Here is a 15,759-nt window from a genome sequence, read left to right as displayed (position 1 = left end):
GACGATGAGCGACCAGCCGTACGAGGGCCGGTACGAGGGTCAGTACGAGGGGTACGACCCGTATCCAGGGCCTCAGCAGCAACAGCGGCAGGGGCAGCCTCAGCAGCAACAGCCGCCGCAGCCCGAGTGGCAGCAGCACACCCAGCAGTGGGAGGGGCAGACCTGGGAGACCCAGGTGCAACCCTCGATGCCGGCGGCGGACACGACGTATCTGCCGCCGCAGGGCTACCAGGCGTACCCCGAGCCGCAGACGTACGGCACGGTCGGGCAGCCGCAGCCGCAGCCGCAGCCGCAGCCGCAGCCGCAGCCGCTGCCGCAGGAGGCACCGGCGCCGACACGGGCACCGGAGTGGACGCCCGCGTACCAGCCCCCCGTCCAGCAGGCGCCCGGCACCGGCAGCGCGGTCACCCCTGACACCGCCTCCGGCTACGGCCCTCCGACCGTCACCGGCAACGCCCGCGTCACCGACGCCCAGCGCGCCCGCGCCGAGGGCCGCTCCCCGATCATCGAACCCGGCATCCAGCCCGCCGCGCTCACCGCGGTGCTCGGGCTGCTGCTCTCCGGGACGGCGGCGATCGGGCAGTACGCCCTCGTCGTCCCCCTCGTCCTCCTCCAGGCCGTCACCGCGGCGGGCTGGTTCCGGCTGAACGGGATGTGGCCGGCCCGTCAGGGCATCGCGCTGGCGTTCCTCGGCGCGGTCACCGCGGACATCGCGCTCCTCGCGGCGGGCCGGGAGAACGCGCCCGCCGCGATCCTCGGCACCCTCGGCGTGTGGGTCCTGCTCACCCTCGTCCTGCAACTGCGCAGCCACGCCGACCCGGACACCCGGATGTACGGCCTGATGGCGACCGTCACCTCGGCGGCGCTCGCGATCATCGCGACGGGGCACCTCGCGGCCGAGCCGGACGCCGTCACGGTGGGCGCCGCCGCGGTCGCCGTCGCGATCCTCGCCCGCGCCCTGCCGCTGCCCACCGCGGCCTCCGTGGTGGTGGCGCTGCTGGCCGCCGCGGGCGCCGGTATCGCGGTCGGCGGGATGACGGACCTGGGCAGCAAGGGGGCCTTCCTCGGCCTCGGCGCCGGGGTCTGCGCGCTGATCGGCCACCGGGTCGCCAGTTACGACTACCCGTCCCGCTTCGTCCACTTCACCGCGGGCGTGGCCCTGCCGCTGGCCGCCGCGGCCCCCGCCGTGTACCTGCTGGGCCGCGCGCTCGGCTAGGAACCGGGCCGGTGGCCGTTCGTCACAGGTGATCTACAACTACTTCGGAGGGCCCCGTCGCGGGGCCCTTCGGGGTTAGGTTCGCGAGGGAGGGCCACTCGGTCGTCCGGATCCGTTCGAGGTGGGGGAACACCGCGCATGCGTGCACTGCGAATAATCCTGATCGTCACCGTCATCCTGGGCGGCCTGTTCGTGATCGCGGACCGGGTGGCGGTCGGTTTCGCGGAGAACAAGGCTGCGGACCGGATCAAGAGCACCGAGGGCCTGGCGAACACGCCGGACGTGTCCATCGAGGGCTTTCCCTTCCTCACCCAGGTCGTCGGTGGCGAACTCGACGACGTGAAGATCGGCATCAAGGACTACGAGGCGTCGACGAGCGGCGCGGGCAGTGCCGGCGGCACCGGCACCATCCGTATCGACGACCTGAACGCCGAGATGCACGGCGTCGCCTTCAACGGCGACTACAGCTCCGCCACCGCCAACAGCGCCACCGGCTCCGCGTCCATCGGGTACGCCGAGCTGCTCAAGACCGCCAAGTCCCAGCCCACGCAGGTCGCTCCCGGGGTCACCGCCCGGGTCGTCGGCCTCTCCGACGGCGGCAACGGCAAGATCAAGGTGGCGGTCGAGGTCAGCATCGGCGGCACCAAGGTGCCCCAGCCGGTCTCCCTGCTCAGCTCGGTCACGGTCGTCGGCGGCAACACGGTCAAGGTGCACGCGGACTCCCTCCCCAAGCTGGGCGTCGACCTCGCCGAGAACCGGGTGCGCGCGATCACCGACTTCGAGCAGAAGATCGGCGAGCTGCCGGGCGGCATCCAGCTGGACACGGTCCAGGCAGCCGCGAACGGCGTGGACGTCTCCGTGAAGGGTTCGAACGTCAAGCTGGTCGGGTAGAAGGGTCAGCGGCCGGAGGTCCGAGTACAGAGGCCGAAGTCAGAGGGCAGAGGCCAGAGGACAGAGGCCAGGGAGACTGCGGCCGGAGAGCTGTCCGAGGAGCGAGACGGGCCCGTCCGTACCGCAGATGTGCGGTCGGTGTGATGACGGATACGGCCGCCCGGAATCCCCGCGGGGGCCGCCCGGCGGTGAAGGCGTCCCACATCCCGGACGATCGCATCTCAGCATCCGACACACCGGTGACATGCCCGCCTGTCCGTCCCTACGATCGGACCCATGAAGCGACAGGCGGATCTCACGAAGCGGCGGGCAGTAGACCTGTGCCGCGTCGCCGCCATGCTCTGTCGCACCTTCTGAGCGGGACATTCGTCCGTCCGCCCTCCCCTGGCCCCTCTTCGCCAGGGTCCCCGTGCGCGCCGCGCAGCCTCGACAGGCATGACCGCGCACCCTCTGTCTAACGCACCGCCCCGCCGCAACTGCCCCGGAGGAGAAACAGCATGAGCCGCAGCGACGTCCTGGTCGACGCCGACTGGGTCCAGGACCACCTGGACGACCCGAGCGTGGCCATCGTCGAGGTCGACGAGGACACGTCCGCGTACGAGAAGAACCACATCAAGAACGCGATCCGGATCGACTGGACCAAGGACCTCCAGGACCCGGTCCGCCGTGACTTCATCGACCAGGAGGGCTTCGAGAAGCTCCTGTCGGAGAAGGGCATCGCCAACGACACGCTGGTGGTCCTCTACGGCGGCAACAACAACTGGTTCGCGTCCTACGCCTACTGGTACTTCAAGCTGTACGGCCACGAGAACGTCAAGCTCCTCGACGGTGGACGCAAGAAGTGGGAGCTCGACTCCCGCGACCTGGTCGTCGAGGTCCCGAACCGTGCCGCGACCGACTACAAGGCCAAGGCCCAGAACACCGCGATCCGCGCCTTCCGCGACGACGTCGTGGCGGCCATCGGTTCGCAGAACCTGGTCGACGTCCGCTCGCCCGACGAGTTCAGCGGCAAGCTGCTCGCCCCGGCGCACCTTCCGCAGGAGCAGTCGCAGCGTCCGGGCCACGTCCCGAGCGCCCGCAACATCCCGTGGTCGAAGAACGCCAACGACGACGGCACCTTCAAGTCGGACGACGAGCTCAAGGAGCTCTACGCCGAGGAGCAGGTCGACCTCGCCAAGGACACCATCGCGTACTGCCGTATCGGTGAGCGTTCCGCGCTCACCTGGTTCGTGCTGCACGAGCTGCTCGGCGTCGAGAACGTCAAGAACTACGACGGTTCCTGGACCGAGTACGGCTCCCTGGTCGGCGTCCCGATCGAGCTCGGCGCCAACAAGTAACCCTCAAGGCCTGAAGGACGGAATCGAAATATGTGTGGAGCGAAGGCCGGCGGCCCCGACGCCTCGACGATCAAGCCCGGTGAGACCACCATCCAGGGCCAGGTGACCCGCGACGGCGAGCCCGTCACCGGTTACGTGCGTCTGCTGGACTCGACCGGCGAGTTCACGGCGGAGGTCCCCACCTCCGCGACGGGCCAGTTCCGCTTCTACGCGGCCGAGGGCACCTGGACCGTACGCGCCCTGGTCCCCGGCGGCACCGCGGACCGCACGGTCGTCGCCCAGACGGGCGGCCTCGCCGAGGTCGCGATCGCCGTCTGACGGCACCTCTGAGTGGCCGAAGGGCCGCACCCCAGGGTTGGACGCTCGGGGTGCGGCCCTTCGGCATGTACGGGCCTACGCTTGAGGTATGTACGCACGACGGCGACACGTCTACTTCGCCATGATGGGGACGTGCATCGGTCTTTTCGTCCTGGCCTGGGGAGTCGTAAGGATCTGGTCGATTCCCGTGGCCGTGGGGATGTGTGTGGTGGCGATGGTGATTCCGCCGTTCGCCGCGATGGTCGCCAACCGGCGGGGGCCCGAGGACCGCTGGTGGGACGACCCGTCCGGGGATCAGAAGTCCGACGAGTGGTGGGACGAGCTCGACGGCAAGAAGCGCCGCCCGTAGCTCGACGGCAAGAAGCGCCGCCCGTAGGAGGGCGCGCGCAACACCTTCAGTAGACGAGCGCCTGGGTCTCGTCCGCCATCGCCTCCTGGACGAACACCTGGGCGCCAGCGATGCGTACGCCGTCGATGACGTCCTTCTCCGTGATGTCCCGGCGCGCCGCGCACTGGGTGCACAGGGTGAGCCGGCCCGCGGCCAGGACCGAGTCGATCAGATCGGGCAGCGGCGCCGCGTGCGGCAGTTCGAACTCGGCGGCCCGGCCCGGCAACGCGAACCACGCGGACTCGCCGGTCAGCCACAGGGAGACCTCGACCCCGCTGGCCACGGCCACCGCCGCGACCGTGAACGCCTGCGAGCAGCGCTCGGGGGCATCGGCCCCCGCCGTCACCTTGATCACGAGCTTCTTCGCCATGGCCGCATGGTAGTCCGGGGGGCGTTCGGGAGAGTCCGAATCGTGATCATGTCCCTTACAACCCCGTGAGATTCCCATGGGTCTCCTGTGCGCGCGGATACGGAATCCGTGCGTCGCGTTCCGTGGGGGGATGTCGTGGAAGTCGAAGAGATGGATGAGGAGATCCGCGAGGAGATCCCTGAGGGAATCCGTGAGGAGAGCCCTGAGGAGATCCAGGAGGAAACGCCTCGCGTACGTCGGCGGGGGCGTACGGCCCTGTTGATCGCCACGGCCGCCGTGCTGGGACTGGTCGGGGGCACCTGCGCCGGTTTTCTGATCCAGGCCGACCGGGAGCCGACCAAGCTGCCGTCGCTCTCGCAGCCCGTGGTCGCCCAGGCCAAGGGCGCCGGTCCCGAACCCCTGTCCGCCGCGCAGGACCGCCGGGTGAAGACCGACGGCGACCTGCGCAAGCTGCTGGTCAAGCGGCCGAAGGGGACGCGGGACGCCGAGTACGTGCCGGGCGCCAAGGGCTGGATGGGCATCGCCGACTACGCGGAGCAGTACACCAAGCCGGCCAACGCCTTCGGCGACCTGATCGGCGCCGAGTTCCGGCGTGCGGTTGCCACCGGCTGGACGGTGGGCAGCACGTACAGCGTGGAGGTCCGCCTCATCCAGTACCGGCAGGAGGAGGAACTCGGCGCCTCCGACGCGGCCGCCGAGGGCCACTACTGGGCGAACACGAAGAGCGGCACCCATGTCTGGGCCGTCCCAGGGACGGGCGACGGCATGGCCTACGTCCACACCAAGCCGGACACGAAGCCCGGTTACCTCCCGATGTACGGGGCCGAGGCGCACGCCTGGCGCGGTGACATCGCCATGGAGATCTGGATCTACGACACCAAGCCGATTCCCAAGGCCAAGATCATGGACCTGGCCGAGCGGCAGATGGAGCGGCTGTGACCGACGAGCAACCGATGAGCGAGCAGCCTGTTCAGGAACGCGTCGAGGAGCTTGTTCAGGAGCCCGCGCCCGAACCCGCCGCGCCCGAATCCATCGCCCCCGTCACGAAGCCCAAGAAATCCAGGAAACCCCTCCGCCGGGGGCGCGTCGCCGCCGTCGCCGGTTCCGTGCTCCTCGTCGCGGCCGTCCTCGGCGGCGCCGGCTACACCGTCGTGACCGTCCAGGACGCCGACCGGGACCCCGGCGCGCCCTCCTGGACCTTCCCGGTTCCCGCCCCCAACGACGCCAAGACGGCGAAGACCGCCTCGGGACTCGCCGGGATGCTCGTGCCGTACGGCACCGAGGGCTGGACCCGGGGCCCGGACATCGGCGAGTTCGGCTCCGACGCCTCGCTCAGCGGGCCCGAGGCCACCGCTCTGCGCAAGGAGGCACTGCGCGACCTGCCGCGTTCCCAGCGGCGGGAGTTGGAGAAGCGGATCGACAAGCAGCGCACCAAGGGCATCGCGATGCGCAGCTACCTCAGCACCTCCAGCGGGATCAGCTCCACGCTGTATGCCGACAGCGGCTTCACCATGAGCGTCGCGCTGGCCCAGATCGAGGACAAGGCGGCGGTGAAGGGCATGTCGACGTTCCAGAACGAGTTCTTCGACGCCCTCAAGATCTTCCGCAAGGGGCCCGAGATCAAGGGCTACAAGAACGCCAAGTGCTTCCTGCCGCCCAAGGACAAGGACGAGAAGCTCGACATGATGGTCTGCTCCGCCTACCAGGGCGACGTGCTGGTCAGCGCGACCGCCTTCGGGGCCAAGCCGTTGAACACCAAGGGTGTCGCGATGCTGCTGCGCGAGCAGCTCGACCGCATCGCCGAGCCGGGGGAGGCGGTATGACCGAGCAGACGAGCTCCGTCGAGGACGCGGCGGCGACGCCGGTCGAGGACGCGACCACGGCTCCGGTCGAGGACGGGACCACGACTCCGGTCGAGGTGCCGGTCGCGCTGCCGCCCGCGCCCGAGGAGGCGCCGGCGGCCGCCGCCCCCGAGGCCGTGCCCGCGGTCGTCGACCCGGAGGTGCCGTCCACGGCCGTCGCGCCCGAGGTGCCCCCGGCCCCGGTGCGCAAGGACCGTCGGGTGCTGCGGGCCCTGCTGCGCTGGACCGCCGCCACCGTGGTCTTCGCGGCGGTCGGCACGTCGGTCGCGTACGGCATCACCCGCATGGACCGCACCGACGTACCCGGTCTGGCGACGGAGTCGGACGGGCGCTGGGACTACCCGACGATCACCCGCCCGCCGCTGCCCTCCGGCAGCCCGCGCCCGCTCGCCGAGTCGAACAGGACCGGTACCCACTACGCCGACCTGCGGCGGCTCGTGCTGCCCGCCCCGAAGGGCGCACACGTCGACGCGGCGCTGCGCGGGACGGACGGCTGGCTGGCGACGAAGACGTTCCTGGCGGAGTACGCCACGCGGGACGACCGGGAGACGGTCGGGCAGCAGCTGACCGACCACGGTCTGCGGCACATCGCGGCGCGCGGCTGGACGACGCCGGACGGTACGCACACACGGATCTACCTGTTGCAGTTCGACTCGGTCGTCGTCGCGGACGAGGTGAACTCGCCCGGGCTGACCAGCTACAGCGCGCCGCTCTACGCGCTGCGCGGCGCCGAGCGGACGATGGCCGACGACCGGTTCCCGGACCGCGCCGCGGTCGACGACGTGATCCGCCACGCGTACGACGAGGTCAAGCCGTACGGCGCCGAGCAGGTCCGCCAGGCGTACCTCTCGGCCGGGGACACCCTCGCCCTGGTCGTGCAGTCCCGCAAGGGCGCCGCGAAGGCGGTGCCGTTCCAGCAGACGGTGGTCCTCCAGAGCCAGTTGCTCGGCTGAACACACCCGGGCGTACCTCGCAAAGAATCGCCCAGGAGTACCTCGCAGAGAGCCCCGAGCCCCGGCCCACTAAGCTGGGGCTCGGCTCTTGTACCGCCCACCCCGCTCATCCGAGGAGCACCCCGTGGAGATCTTCTTCGAAACCCTGCTGGTCCTGGTCTGCGTCGGCGTGCTCGCCTTCGCCGGGCTGACCGTGAAGAAGCTGTACCAGGGCCAGCGCTGACCCCCATCGAGGAACTGCCGAGCTCATGATCGAGATCCCGTCCGACCTGCACAAGGACCTGCTTCCCCTTGCCTTCCTGCTCGGCAGCTGGGCCGGTGCGGGCGTTCACGACTTCCCCGGCTCCGAGAAGTGCAACTTCGGGCAGGAGGTCACCTTCACCCACGACGGACGCGACTTCCTGGAGTACCACTCGCACACCTGGGTGCTCGACGCCGACGGGAACAAGGTCCGGCCGCTGGAGAGCGAGTCCGGCTTCTGGCGCATCGACTCCGACCGCAAGGTCGAGGTCGTCATGACCCGCGACGACGGTGTCGTCGAGATCTGGTACGGCGACCTGGCCGCCAAGACGCCGCAGATCGACCTGGTCACCGACGCCGTGGCACGGACGGCGGCCGCGGGTCCCTACACCGGCGGCAAGCGCCTCTACGGCTATGTGAAGAGCGACCTCATGTGGGTCGGTGAGAAGCAGACCCCCGAGGTCGAGCTGCGCCCCTACATGTCCGCGCACCTGAAGAAGGTCGTCACTCCGGAGGACGTCGAGCGCTGGGCCAAGGCCCTCCCGGACGACATGCCGGACGACGGAATCGCGTTCTTCAAGTAGTCGGACAGCAGTTCGGAAGCTGGTCAGGAAGCAGTTCGGAAGGCGTCCGGCCGGTTCGGCGGCTCTCCTCAGGTCGTCACCTCCCGGAATGGTCCTAGACTTCCTGTGTGGTGAGCACCGACTGGAAGAGCGACCTGAGGCAGCGCGGCTACCGGCTGACGCCGCAGCGCCAGCTTGTCCTCGAAGCTGTGGACACCCTGGAGCACGCGACCCCCGACGACATCCTCATCGAGGTGAGGAAGACGGCGTCGGGGGTCAACATTTCCACCGTCTACCGGACCCTGGAGCTCCTGGAGGAGCTCGGCCTGGTCAGTCACGCCCACCTCGGGCACGGCGCGCCGACCTACCATCTCGCCGACCGGCATCACCACATCCACCTGGTCTGCCGGGACTGCACGAACGTCATCGAGGCCGACATCTCGGTCGCCGCGGAGTTCACCGCGAAGCTCCGGGACACGTTCGGCTTCGAGACGGACATGAAGCACTTCGCGATCTTCGGCCGGTGCAAGGACTGTTCTCTCAAGAGTTCAACTACCAAGTCGTAGGCTAGGTGTATGAAGAGCCCTCTCCTGTCCCTGCCCGGCGCCGTCCCCGCCGAAGGCGTGGATGAACAGGTCGCAGCCCATTACGGTGACCTGTTCCGCGAGCAGCGCGCCCTCGCCGACGGCAACGGCTTCGTGGACCTCTCGCACCGCGGCGTCGTCGCGGTCACCGGCGAGGACCGGCTGAGCTGGCTGCACCTGCTGCTCACCCAGCACGTCTCGGACCTCCCGGCGGGCCGCGCCACCGAGGCGCTGATCCTCTCCGCGCACGGCCACATCGAGCACGCGCTGTACCTCGTCGACGACGGCACCACGACCTGGGCCCACGTCGAACCCGGCACCCAGGACGCGCTGCTCGCGTACCTGGAGTCCATGAAGTTCTTCTACCGCGTCGAGACCGCCGACCGCACGGACGACTTCGCGGTCGTGCACCTGCCGGCCGGTTCGATCGCCGAGGTCCCCGAGGGCGTGGTCGTACGCGAGACGCCGTACGGGCGTGATCTCTTCCTGCCGCGCACGGACCTGGAGTCGTACGCCGGGAAGGCCGGTCCGGCGGCCGGGCTGCTGGCCTACGAGGCGCTGCGCGTCGAACACCACCGCCCGCGGCTCGGTTTCGAGACCGACCACCGCACGATCCCGCACGAGCTGGGCTGGATCGACAGCGCGGTGCACCTCCAGAAGGGCTGCTACCGGGGCCAGGAGACCGTCGCCCGGGTACAGAACCTGGGCAAGCCCCCGCGTCGGCTCGTCTTCCTGCACCTGGACGGCAGCGAGGTCCATCTGCCGCCGCACGGCGCCGAACTGCGCCTCGCGGACGACGGCCCCGACGGCCGGAAGATCGGCTTCATCACCACCTCCGTACGCCACCACGAGCTCGGCCCGATCGCGCTCGGCCTGGTGAAGCGGAACGTGCCGCTGGACGCGCGGCTGCTGGCGGACACGACGGCGGCGGCGCAGGAGGTCGTGGTCGAGCCGTAGGGGCTCAGGCAGGTCGCATTTCCTGGGTCACCTTTCCTGGGTCACATTTCCAGGAGCACGGTGAACGGGCCGTCGTTCGTCAGCGAGACGCGCATCTGCGCGCCGAACCGGCCCGTCGCCACCGTGGCGCCCAGCGCGCGGAGTTGGGCCACGACCTCGTCGACGAGGGGTTCGGCGACATCGCCGGGGGCGGCCGCGTTCCAGGTGGGGCGGCGGCCCTTGCGGGCGTCGCCGTACAGGGTGAACTGGCTGATGACGAGCAGTGGCGCGTCGATGTCGGAGCACGACTTCTCGTCTGCCAGCATCCGGACGGACCAGAGTTTGCGGGCGAGTTGGGCCGCCTTCTCCTTGGTGTCGTCGTGCGTGACGCCGACGAGGACGCACAGCCCCTCGCCGTCGATCGCCCCGACCGTTTCCGGACCGCGTTCCCCGTTCACGACGACGCTCGCGCCGTCCACCCTCTGCACCACCGCACGCATGGGAACCATCATGCCGTGCGGGACGCAGCCCCCTGCACGGGGCTCAATGCCTTCGCGTCACGGGGCTCAATGCTTTCGCGCGTGATCCCCTGACCTCTTTCGAGGGGTCCTTTGGGGGTTTCTTTTTGCTCCTTACCCCCCCATCTGGGGCCGATCGGGGGCACTCGGTCACATAGCGGCCACTTGGGGTGGCACGATGCGTGTGTTGCGGTGCAACCGTGGGGTGGACCGCGCCGGTCGAGGGGACGGTAGAGGCACATGAGCACACCGAGTACCGGGCAGCAGCCGCCCGGGGCTGTGTCGTTGACCCGTACGAGTCCGCGGGCGGGAGGCGGTCGTTCGGGGGTTCATCGTCCTCCCGTGCAGCGCACCGACAGCCCGCTGCACCCGGACCTGCCCGCGCCCGATCTGCCCCTGCTGCGGCTGCCCGAGCTGCGGACCCTGCGGCGCGACGCGCAGCGCGACGAGGCCGACCTCAGCTATGTGCGGCGGCTGCTCCAGGGGCGCATCGACATCCTGCGGGCGGAGCTGGCGCGCCGCGGGGGACTGCGGGCGCCCTCCGCGACGTCGGGAGCGCCGCTCGTCTCGGGCCTGGGAACGAGTCCGGGGCTGCGCGCGGCCGGGGGGAGGGGGGCGGGTTCCGGCTCCGGCGGGGCGTCGGTCGTCGACCGGCTCGCGGAGATCCTGACGGACGCGCCCGCCCGGCACCGTTCGTCGGCCCGCCATGTGACGGTGGGCACACCGTACGGCGAGGAGTACCGGCGGCTCGCCGCGGACATGCTCGCCGAGGTGGAGCTGTCGGACCTGGAGGCACGTACGGACGACGAGCTCGGCGCGGGGATGGGACGGCTGGTGCGCTACGAGCAGCAGGTCTCCCGGCGGCGCCAGCACCTGCAGCGCACCGCCGACGATTGCAGCGCCGAGATCGCCCGCAGGTACCGTGATGGGGAAGCACAAGTAGACGACCTGCTCATGTGACGCGGTGGCCCCCGGCGATCCCGGGGGGTGCGTGCGACGGCTGTGGCGGCGCCGGCGGTCCGGGACATCCGGGGCCGGGCCCCATGGCCGCGCCCGGTTCCGCGGTCGCGGCGGCCGCGCCCGGGAACGGCCCGGGTCGCGGTCGTGGGGCTCGGCCGGGGACACGCCATCGGGGGACCTCCCGTACGGCGCCGCGGTTCGATCACCGGGCGGGTCCCTGTCATGGAAGGCCACCGCCGATGTCCGCCGCCGCTCCCGCCGTACCCGCAGACCCCTTCATACCGCCTGTTCTCGCCGAGGTCGTCCGTTCGGGATTCGTCGAGGGGCGGCATCGGGGCAGCCTGGTGCTGCTGGCCGCGGACGGGTCGGTCGAGCTGGCGCTGGGCGAGGTGACCGCGCCGGTCTTCCCGCGCTCGTCGAACAAGCCGATGCAGGCGGCGGGTGTGCTGCGGGCGGGCCTTGACCTGGCCGGTGAACGGCTGGCTCTCGCCGCCGCCAGCCACTCCGGGGAGGCCTTCCACCGCGATCTCGTCCAGAAGATGCTGGCCGAGCACGGGCTGGACGCCGGGCAGTTGCAGTGCCCGCCGGATCTGCCGCTGGACCCGGCGGAGGCGGAGACGTATCTCGCCGGGGGCGCGGTCCGTGACCGGGTCACCATGAACTGCTCCGGCAAGCACGCGGCGATGCTCGCGGTGTGCGCGCTGCGAGGCTGGCCCCTGGACTCCTACCTGGACCCCGGGCATCCGCTCCAGCAGCTCATCCACACGGTGGTCGAGGAGGCGGCGGGGGAGTCGGTGGCGGCGGTCGGTACGGACGGCTGCGGCGCGCCGCTGATGGCGATCAGCCTCACAGGCCTTGCCCGTGCCTTCCGGTCCTTCGTCCTCGCCGCCCCCGGCTCCGCCGAACGCCGTGTCGCCGACGCGATGCGTGCCCACCCCGAGTACGTCGCCGGTACGCGCCGTCCCGACACCTGGCTCATGCGGGAGATACCGGGTGCCCTCTCCAAGATGGGCGCGGAGGCCGTCCAGGCGGTGGCCCTCCCCGACGGCAGGGCCCTCGCCTTCAAGATCGACGACGGCGCCACCCGAGCACTCGGCCCCGTCCTCGCCCGCGCCCTGTCCCTCCTGGGCACGCAATCCCCCATCCTCTCCAAAATCGGCCACTCCCCCCTGACGGGCGGAGGCGTCGAGGTCGGCGAGATCCGGGCGGTGTTCTAAGCCCGCCCCTCAAACGTTCCTCGCCCCCGCCGCCCCTACCCGTCCCATCCCAGGGGCTCCGCCCCGGACCCCGTAGGCCGTCCTTTTGACTGCGGGTGGGTGGGGGCTGGTCGCGCAGTTCCCCGCGCCCCTCAAGGGCGCTGGCGCGCATCTTTCAGCCCGTCCGGCGTTTGAGGACGAGGCCGTTCAGGCCGATCGGGGGGCCGGGGGCGCAGCCCCCCGCCTCAGGGGCGCGGGGAACTGCGCGAGCAACCCCCACCGGCCCGCAGCCGACGAACCCACCCGGGGGTCTGGGGGCGGAGCCCCCAGGTGTGGATGGGACGGGTAGGGGCGGCGGGGGCGAAAACGGTGCGACAGGGGTGTGTTCGGCGTCCTAGCGTGCCCCCATGAGCCGTCGCGAAGAAATCGACGTACGAACGATCACAGAGACCGAGATCCCGGCCTGGATCCGCGCGCTGAACACGGGGTTCCTACGCTCCCCGGCCGTATCGGACGAGGAGATCACCAACCGCGGTTCGCGCATCCTCCTCGAGCGGACCCTCGGCGCATTCGACACCGACCTCCCCCACTCTCGACTTCGCTCGAGCGGGGGGACCCCCATCGTCGCCACCTTCCGATCGTTCCCGCAGCAGCTCACCACCGTCGGCGGCACCCCCGTCCCCGCCGACGCCATCACCAACGTCTCCGTCGCCCCCACCCACCGCCGACGCGGCCTCCTCACCCGCATGATGGCCACCGACCTCACCGCGGCGAAGGACCGCGGCGACGTGGTCGCCACCCTCATCGCCGCGGAGTACCCGATCTACGGGCGGTACGGCTTCGGCCAGGCCACCACCGCCACCGAGTGGACCATCGACGTCTCCAGGTCGGGCCTGGACCCCCGCTGGTCCGGGCCGACCGACGGCGCCCGTATCGACCTGGTGGACGGCGAGGACGTACGCAAGCTCGGCCCGGACCTGCACGACCGCCTCCGTCGCACCCAGCCGGGCGCGGTCAGCCGCGACGAGCACTGGTGGCAGATCAACACCGGCGTACTGAGTCTGAGCGGCGATCCCTGGAAGGAGCCCTTCTACGCCGTGTACCGCTCGGCGACCGGCGAGGTCGAGGGCCTGGTCTCGTACGAGTCGGACGACAACTGGGGCGACGTCAAGCAACCGCTGAACACGGCGGAAGTGAACTGGCTGATCACGGTGACCCCGGCGGCCGAACGCGCCCTGTGGCGGTACCTCTGCTCGATCGACTGGATCGCCCACGTCAAGACCGGCTGGCGGGCTCCCGACGACCTGCTCCCGCACTTCCTGCCCGATCCGCGCGCCGCCCGCATCACGACCCAGGCGGACTGGCTGTGGGTGCGGATCCTGGACGTCGTACGGGCCCTGGAGGCGCGTACGTACGAGGGGTCCGCGACCTTGGTCCTGGACGTCACCGACGGGGACGGACTGTCCGCCGGGCGCTACCGCTTGGAGGCCGGACCCGACGGGGCGACCTGCGCACCGACCACGATGACCGCCGATCTCACCCTGAACGTGGGTGAGTTGGCGGCCCTGTGGCTGGGCAACGAGTCGGCGGTGCGGCTCGCCGCGCTCGGGCGGGTGTGTGAAGAACGAGAGGGCGCCGCCGTCGTCGCCGACGCCCTGCTCCGCACGTCCAGGCGACCGTGGTGCCCGGACATCTTCTGATTCCGATGCTGATTCCGATTCCGATTCCGAATGGTGCGGCCTGAAAGGCTGGTGTGGTGCTCCTTCCGGTTTTGTCGGTGAGTGGTGGTGCACTGCATCCGTAGCCGTGCGGTGGTGCGGTTGTGTGGTTCTTCGATGGTGCGGTGGTGCGTGGTACGGACTGACCGAGCTCCCGGCTCCCCTCCGGAGGGGAGCCCGGTCAGCCGGACTGCCGGACGGTGGCGTCCGATCAGCCGGACTGGGCGAGCAGCATCACGAGCAGGACGGCTCCGATGCCGCTGATGGTGGTGTTCTTGGCCTTGAGGCCGACAGACAGCGCGACGAACGCGATGATGCCCAGCGGCCCGTACTTCCACTGGATGAGTTGCTCGAATCCGATGGCGAGGGCGGCGACGGCGAGGGCGATGAGCGGCATGACGTTCCCTCCTTGAGATCCTGGGGAGGACGACTCTGGCGGCCAACCCTCGGGAAGTGTGACCATGTTGCGTAAGTTGGCAACCAACTCACTCATACTTATCTCCGCGTTGGGTCGACTCATAACCACCTATCCCGCAACTGCCCAAAGATGGCGCGAAGTTGTAGTGTTTGGTCGTGGAACCGGAACACGCCTCCGTCAATGGACGGAACAGGTCACCACGGCCACAGAGGTCACACCGTGAGGTGGCCGACGAGCTGCGTAGCCGGATCAGGTCCGGCCAGCTGAGGCCGGGGCAGCGCATGCCCACGCAGGCCAAGCTGGCCGTCGAGTTCGGTGTCGAACGCGGGGCGGTCCGGCAGGCGCTGCGCATCCTGCAGTCGGAACATCTGCTCGTCAACGTGTCCAAAGGGAGCCCGGCGACCGTCGCCGACACCCTGGGACGGGCTCTGACCGGCCCGGAAGCCTCACCGCAACCCACCACGGTGGCACTCGGCGGCCGGATCACGGCCGCCTTCGAAGCGCCGCACGTGGAGATCGACGCGCTGTGCCTGACGTCGATCTCGCTCACCCTTGCCATGGGCGAACCCCTCCGGCAAATTCACGCGGGCCGAATAAAACCGGCCAGGGTGGACGTCCGCGTGCTGCTTCCCAGCAGTGACATCGACCTCGCCTTTCCCGCGCCGGTGGACGCACCGGTGGACGCCTCGACGGCCGGCCGGCTCCAGCGCAGCTGGCTGACCAACCGCAACGCCCAGGGCCAGGTGCTGCGCCACAACCTGCTCGCCCTGCGCGCCACGCACGGCATCGACGTCAACGTCACCTTCCGCGCGCTTCCCTTCACCCCGCCGGTGAAGTTGTACCTGCTCAACGGGGTCGAGGCACTCTTCGCCTACTACACGCTGACCAGGCGCGAGGAGGAAGTGGACCACGAGTACCTGGAGATGTACGACGTCCAGGGCACCCAGTCCATGCTGTTCCCCTTCGCGCAGGGGACCGGGCTGCGGGACACCACGTTCGTGGAGCAGTCCCACCTCTGGTTCAACGCGCTGTGGGAGACCATCAGCTCGAAGCTGATGCTCTCGAGCTGACCGACTCTCCTCTGCACGTCACAGGGCAGGACCCGCGACCATCAGGGCGAGGACGACCGCGCCGATGGAGCTGCAGGTGGGGCTCTTGGCCTTGATTCCGATGGTGAGGAGCAGCAGGCCGATGACGCCTGTCGTGCCGTACTGCCACTGCACGAACTGGTCGAAGCCGACGACGAAGAGGGCGGAGAGAAGGGCTATGGCGGGCATGGGCGGTTCTCCTG

20 protein-coding genes are annotated in these 15,759 nt (G+C 70.1%); 16 read left to right on the top strand and 4 right to left on the bottom strand.

Features of this window, described 5'->3' with window-relative positions; translation table 11 throughout:
- The first annotated feature begins 4 nt into the window (after positions 1 to 4).
- From OG798_RS26110 to OG798_RS26090, 6 genes are all read left to right on the top strand, one after another.
- The gene (locus tag OG798_RS26110) at positions 5 to 1,216 is read left to right on the top strand and encodes a hypothetical protein (protein WP_328757748.1); all 1,212 of its coding nucleotides are present in this window, start codon (positions 5 to 7) and stop codon (positions 1,214 to 1,216) included.
- A gap of 138 nt (positions 1,217 to 1,354) precedes the next feature.
- Positions 1,355 to 2,107: an LmeA family phospholipid-binding protein gene (locus tag OG798_RS26105; protein ID WP_328757747.1), complete on the top strand. Its 753-nt coding sequence runs from the start codon at positions 1,355 to 1,357 to the stop codon at positions 2,105 to 2,107.
- A 276-nt stretch (positions 2,108 to 2,383) separates the two neighbouring features.
- On the top strand, positions 2,384 to 2,464 hold the full coding sequence (locus OG798_RS56590; RefSeq protein WP_350310325.1) for a putative leader peptide: 81 nt from the start codon (positions 2,384 to 2,386) through the stop codon (positions 2,462 to 2,464).
- A 140-nt stretch (positions 2,465 to 2,604) separates the two neighbouring features.
- A complete protein-coding gene (locus OG798_RS26100; RefSeq protein WP_095853903.1) occupies positions 2,605 to 3,444 on the top strand; it encodes a sulfurtransferase in 840 nt (279 codons plus the stop codon).
- A 30-nt stretch (positions 3,445 to 3,474) separates the two neighbouring features.
- Positions 3,475 to 3,762: a DUF1416 domain-containing protein gene (locus OG798_RS26095; protein WP_054232391.1), complete on the top strand. Its 288-nt coding sequence runs from the start codon at positions 3,475 to 3,477 to the stop codon at positions 3,760 to 3,762.
- Positions 3,763 to 3,850: 88 nt separating this feature from the next.
- Complete coding sequence (locus OG798_RS26090; RefSeq protein ID WP_067371511.1) at positions 3,851 to 4,111, top strand: DUF3099 domain-containing protein; 261 nt, start codon at positions 3,851 to 3,853, stop codon at positions 4,109 to 4,111.
- Positions 4,112 to 4,157: 46 nt separating this feature from the next.
- Here the strand turns inward: OG798_RS26090 and OG798_RS26085 are convergent, their stop codons facing one another.
- A complete protein-coding gene (locus OG798_RS26085) occupies positions 4,158 to 4,520 on the bottom strand; it encodes a DsrE family protein (protein WP_054232393.1) in 363 nt (120 codons plus the stop codon).
- Between the two features lie 135 nt (positions 4,521 to 4,655).
- On the opposite strand from OG798_RS26085, the gene OG798_RS26080 reads away from it, so the two are divergent.
- The 6 genes from OG798_RS26080 to ygfZ all read left to right on the top strand — a co-directional run bounded on the left by OG798_RS26080 (position 4,656) and on the right by ygfZ (position 9,679).
- Positions 4,656 to 5,459, top strand: coding sequence for a hypothetical protein (locus OG798_RS26080; protein ID WP_328757746.1), 804 nt, complete (start codon positions 4,656 to 4,658; stop codon positions 5,457 to 5,459).
- Positions 5,456 to 6,343, top strand: coding sequence for a hypothetical protein (locus OG798_RS26075; RefSeq protein ID WP_267062225.1), 888 nt, complete (start codon positions 5,456 to 5,458; stop codon positions 6,341 to 6,343). Before OG798_RS26080 ends, OG798_RS26075 begins: the two co-directional genes overlap by 4 nt.
- Positions 6,340 to 7,335: a hypothetical protein gene (locus OG798_RS26070; protein WP_267062224.1), complete on the top strand. Its 996-nt coding sequence runs from the start codon at positions 6,340 to 6,342 to the stop codon at positions 7,333 to 7,335. Before OG798_RS26075 ends, OG798_RS26070 begins: the two co-directional genes overlap by 4 nt.
- A gap of 248 nt (positions 7,336 to 7,583) precedes the next feature.
- Positions 7,584 to 8,159 carry an FABP family protein gene (locus OG798_RS26065; protein ID WP_095853904.1) on the top strand — a complete coding sequence of 192 codons (576 nt, stop codon included), beginning with the start codon at positions 7,584 to 7,586 and terminating at the stop codon, positions 8,157 to 8,159.
- Positions 8,160 to 8,266: 107 nt separating this feature from the next.
- Positions 8,267 to 8,704, top strand: a complete 438-nt coding sequence (locus tag OG798_RS26060) for a Fur family transcriptional regulator (RefSeq protein ID WP_095853905.1) — start codon at positions 8,267 to 8,269, stop codon at positions 8,702 to 8,704.
- Positions 8,705 to 8,713: 9 nt separating this feature from the next.
- On the top strand, positions 8,714 to 9,679 hold the full coding sequence (ygfZ, locus tag OG798_RS26055) for a CAF17-like 4Fe-4S cluster assembly/insertion protein YgfZ (protein ID WP_097225476.1): 966 nt from the start codon (positions 8,714 to 8,716) through the stop codon (positions 9,677 to 9,679).
- Between the two features lie 41 nt (positions 9,680 to 9,720).
- Here ygfZ and dtd read toward each other — a convergent pair whose 3' ends face one another.
- Positions 9,721 to 10,158, bottom strand: a complete 438-nt coding sequence (gene dtd / locus OG798_RS26050) for a D-aminoacyl-tRNA deacylase (RefSeq protein WP_267062223.1) — start codon at positions 10,156 to 10,158, stop codon at positions 9,721 to 9,723.
- A gap of 258 nt (positions 10,159 to 10,416) precedes the next feature.
- On the opposite strand from dtd, the gene OG798_RS26045 reads away from it, so the two are divergent.
- The 3 genes from OG798_RS26045 to OG798_RS26035 all read left to right on the top strand — a co-directional run bounded on the left by OG798_RS26045 (position 10,417) and on the right by OG798_RS26035 (position 14,032).
- Positions 10,417 to 11,136 carry an RsiG family protein gene (locus OG798_RS26045; protein ID WP_095853907.1) on the top strand — a complete coding sequence of 240 codons (720 nt, stop codon included), beginning with the start codon at positions 10,417 to 10,419 and terminating at the stop codon, positions 11,134 to 11,136.
- 239 nt (positions 11,137 to 11,375) lie between these two features.
- A complete protein-coding gene (locus OG798_RS26040; protein ID WP_121415716.1) occupies positions 11,376 to 12,353 on the top strand; it encodes an asparaginase in 978 nt (325 codons plus the stop codon).
- A gap of 386 nt (positions 12,354 to 12,739) precedes the next feature.
- Entirely contained in the window at positions 12,740 to 14,032 is a 1,293-nt protein-coding gene (locus OG798_RS26035) for a GNAT family N-acetyltransferase (RefSeq protein WP_121415717.1), read from the top strand.
- 229 nt (positions 14,033 to 14,261) lie between these two features.
- Here OG798_RS26035 and OG798_RS26030 read toward each other — a convergent pair whose 3' ends face one another.
- The gene (locus OG798_RS26030; protein WP_054232402.1) at positions 14,262 to 14,447 is read right to left on the bottom strand and encodes a hypothetical protein; all 186 of its coding nucleotides are present in this window, start codon (positions 14,445 to 14,447) and stop codon (positions 14,262 to 14,264) included.
- Positions 14,448 to 14,617: 170 nt separating this feature from the next.
- Between OG798_RS26030 and OG798_RS26025 the strand changes: the two genes are divergently transcribed.
- Positions 14,618 to 15,538, top strand: a complete 921-nt coding sequence (locus tag OG798_RS26025) for a FadR/GntR family transcriptional regulator (protein ID WP_095853911.1) — start codon at positions 14,618 to 14,620, stop codon at positions 15,536 to 15,538.
- Positions 15,539 to 15,556: 18 nt separating this feature from the next.
- Here OG798_RS26025 and OG798_RS26020 read toward each other — a convergent pair whose 3' ends face one another.
- The gene (locus tag OG798_RS26020) at positions 15,557 to 15,745 is read right to left on the bottom strand and encodes a hypothetical protein (RefSeq protein ID WP_054232404.1); all 189 of its coding nucleotides are present in this window, start codon (positions 15,743 to 15,745) and stop codon (positions 15,557 to 15,559) included.
- Positions 15,746 to 15,759: the final 14 nt, after the last annotated feature.

The organism is Streptomyces sp. NBC_00271, from assembly GCF_036178845.1.
Taxonomy (GTDB): domain Bacteria; phylum Actinomycetota; class Actinomycetes; order Streptomycetales; family Streptomycetaceae; genus Streptomyces.
Note: the sequence above shows the minus strand (reverse complement) of the source record. Positions and strands in the feature narration are given on the sequence as shown.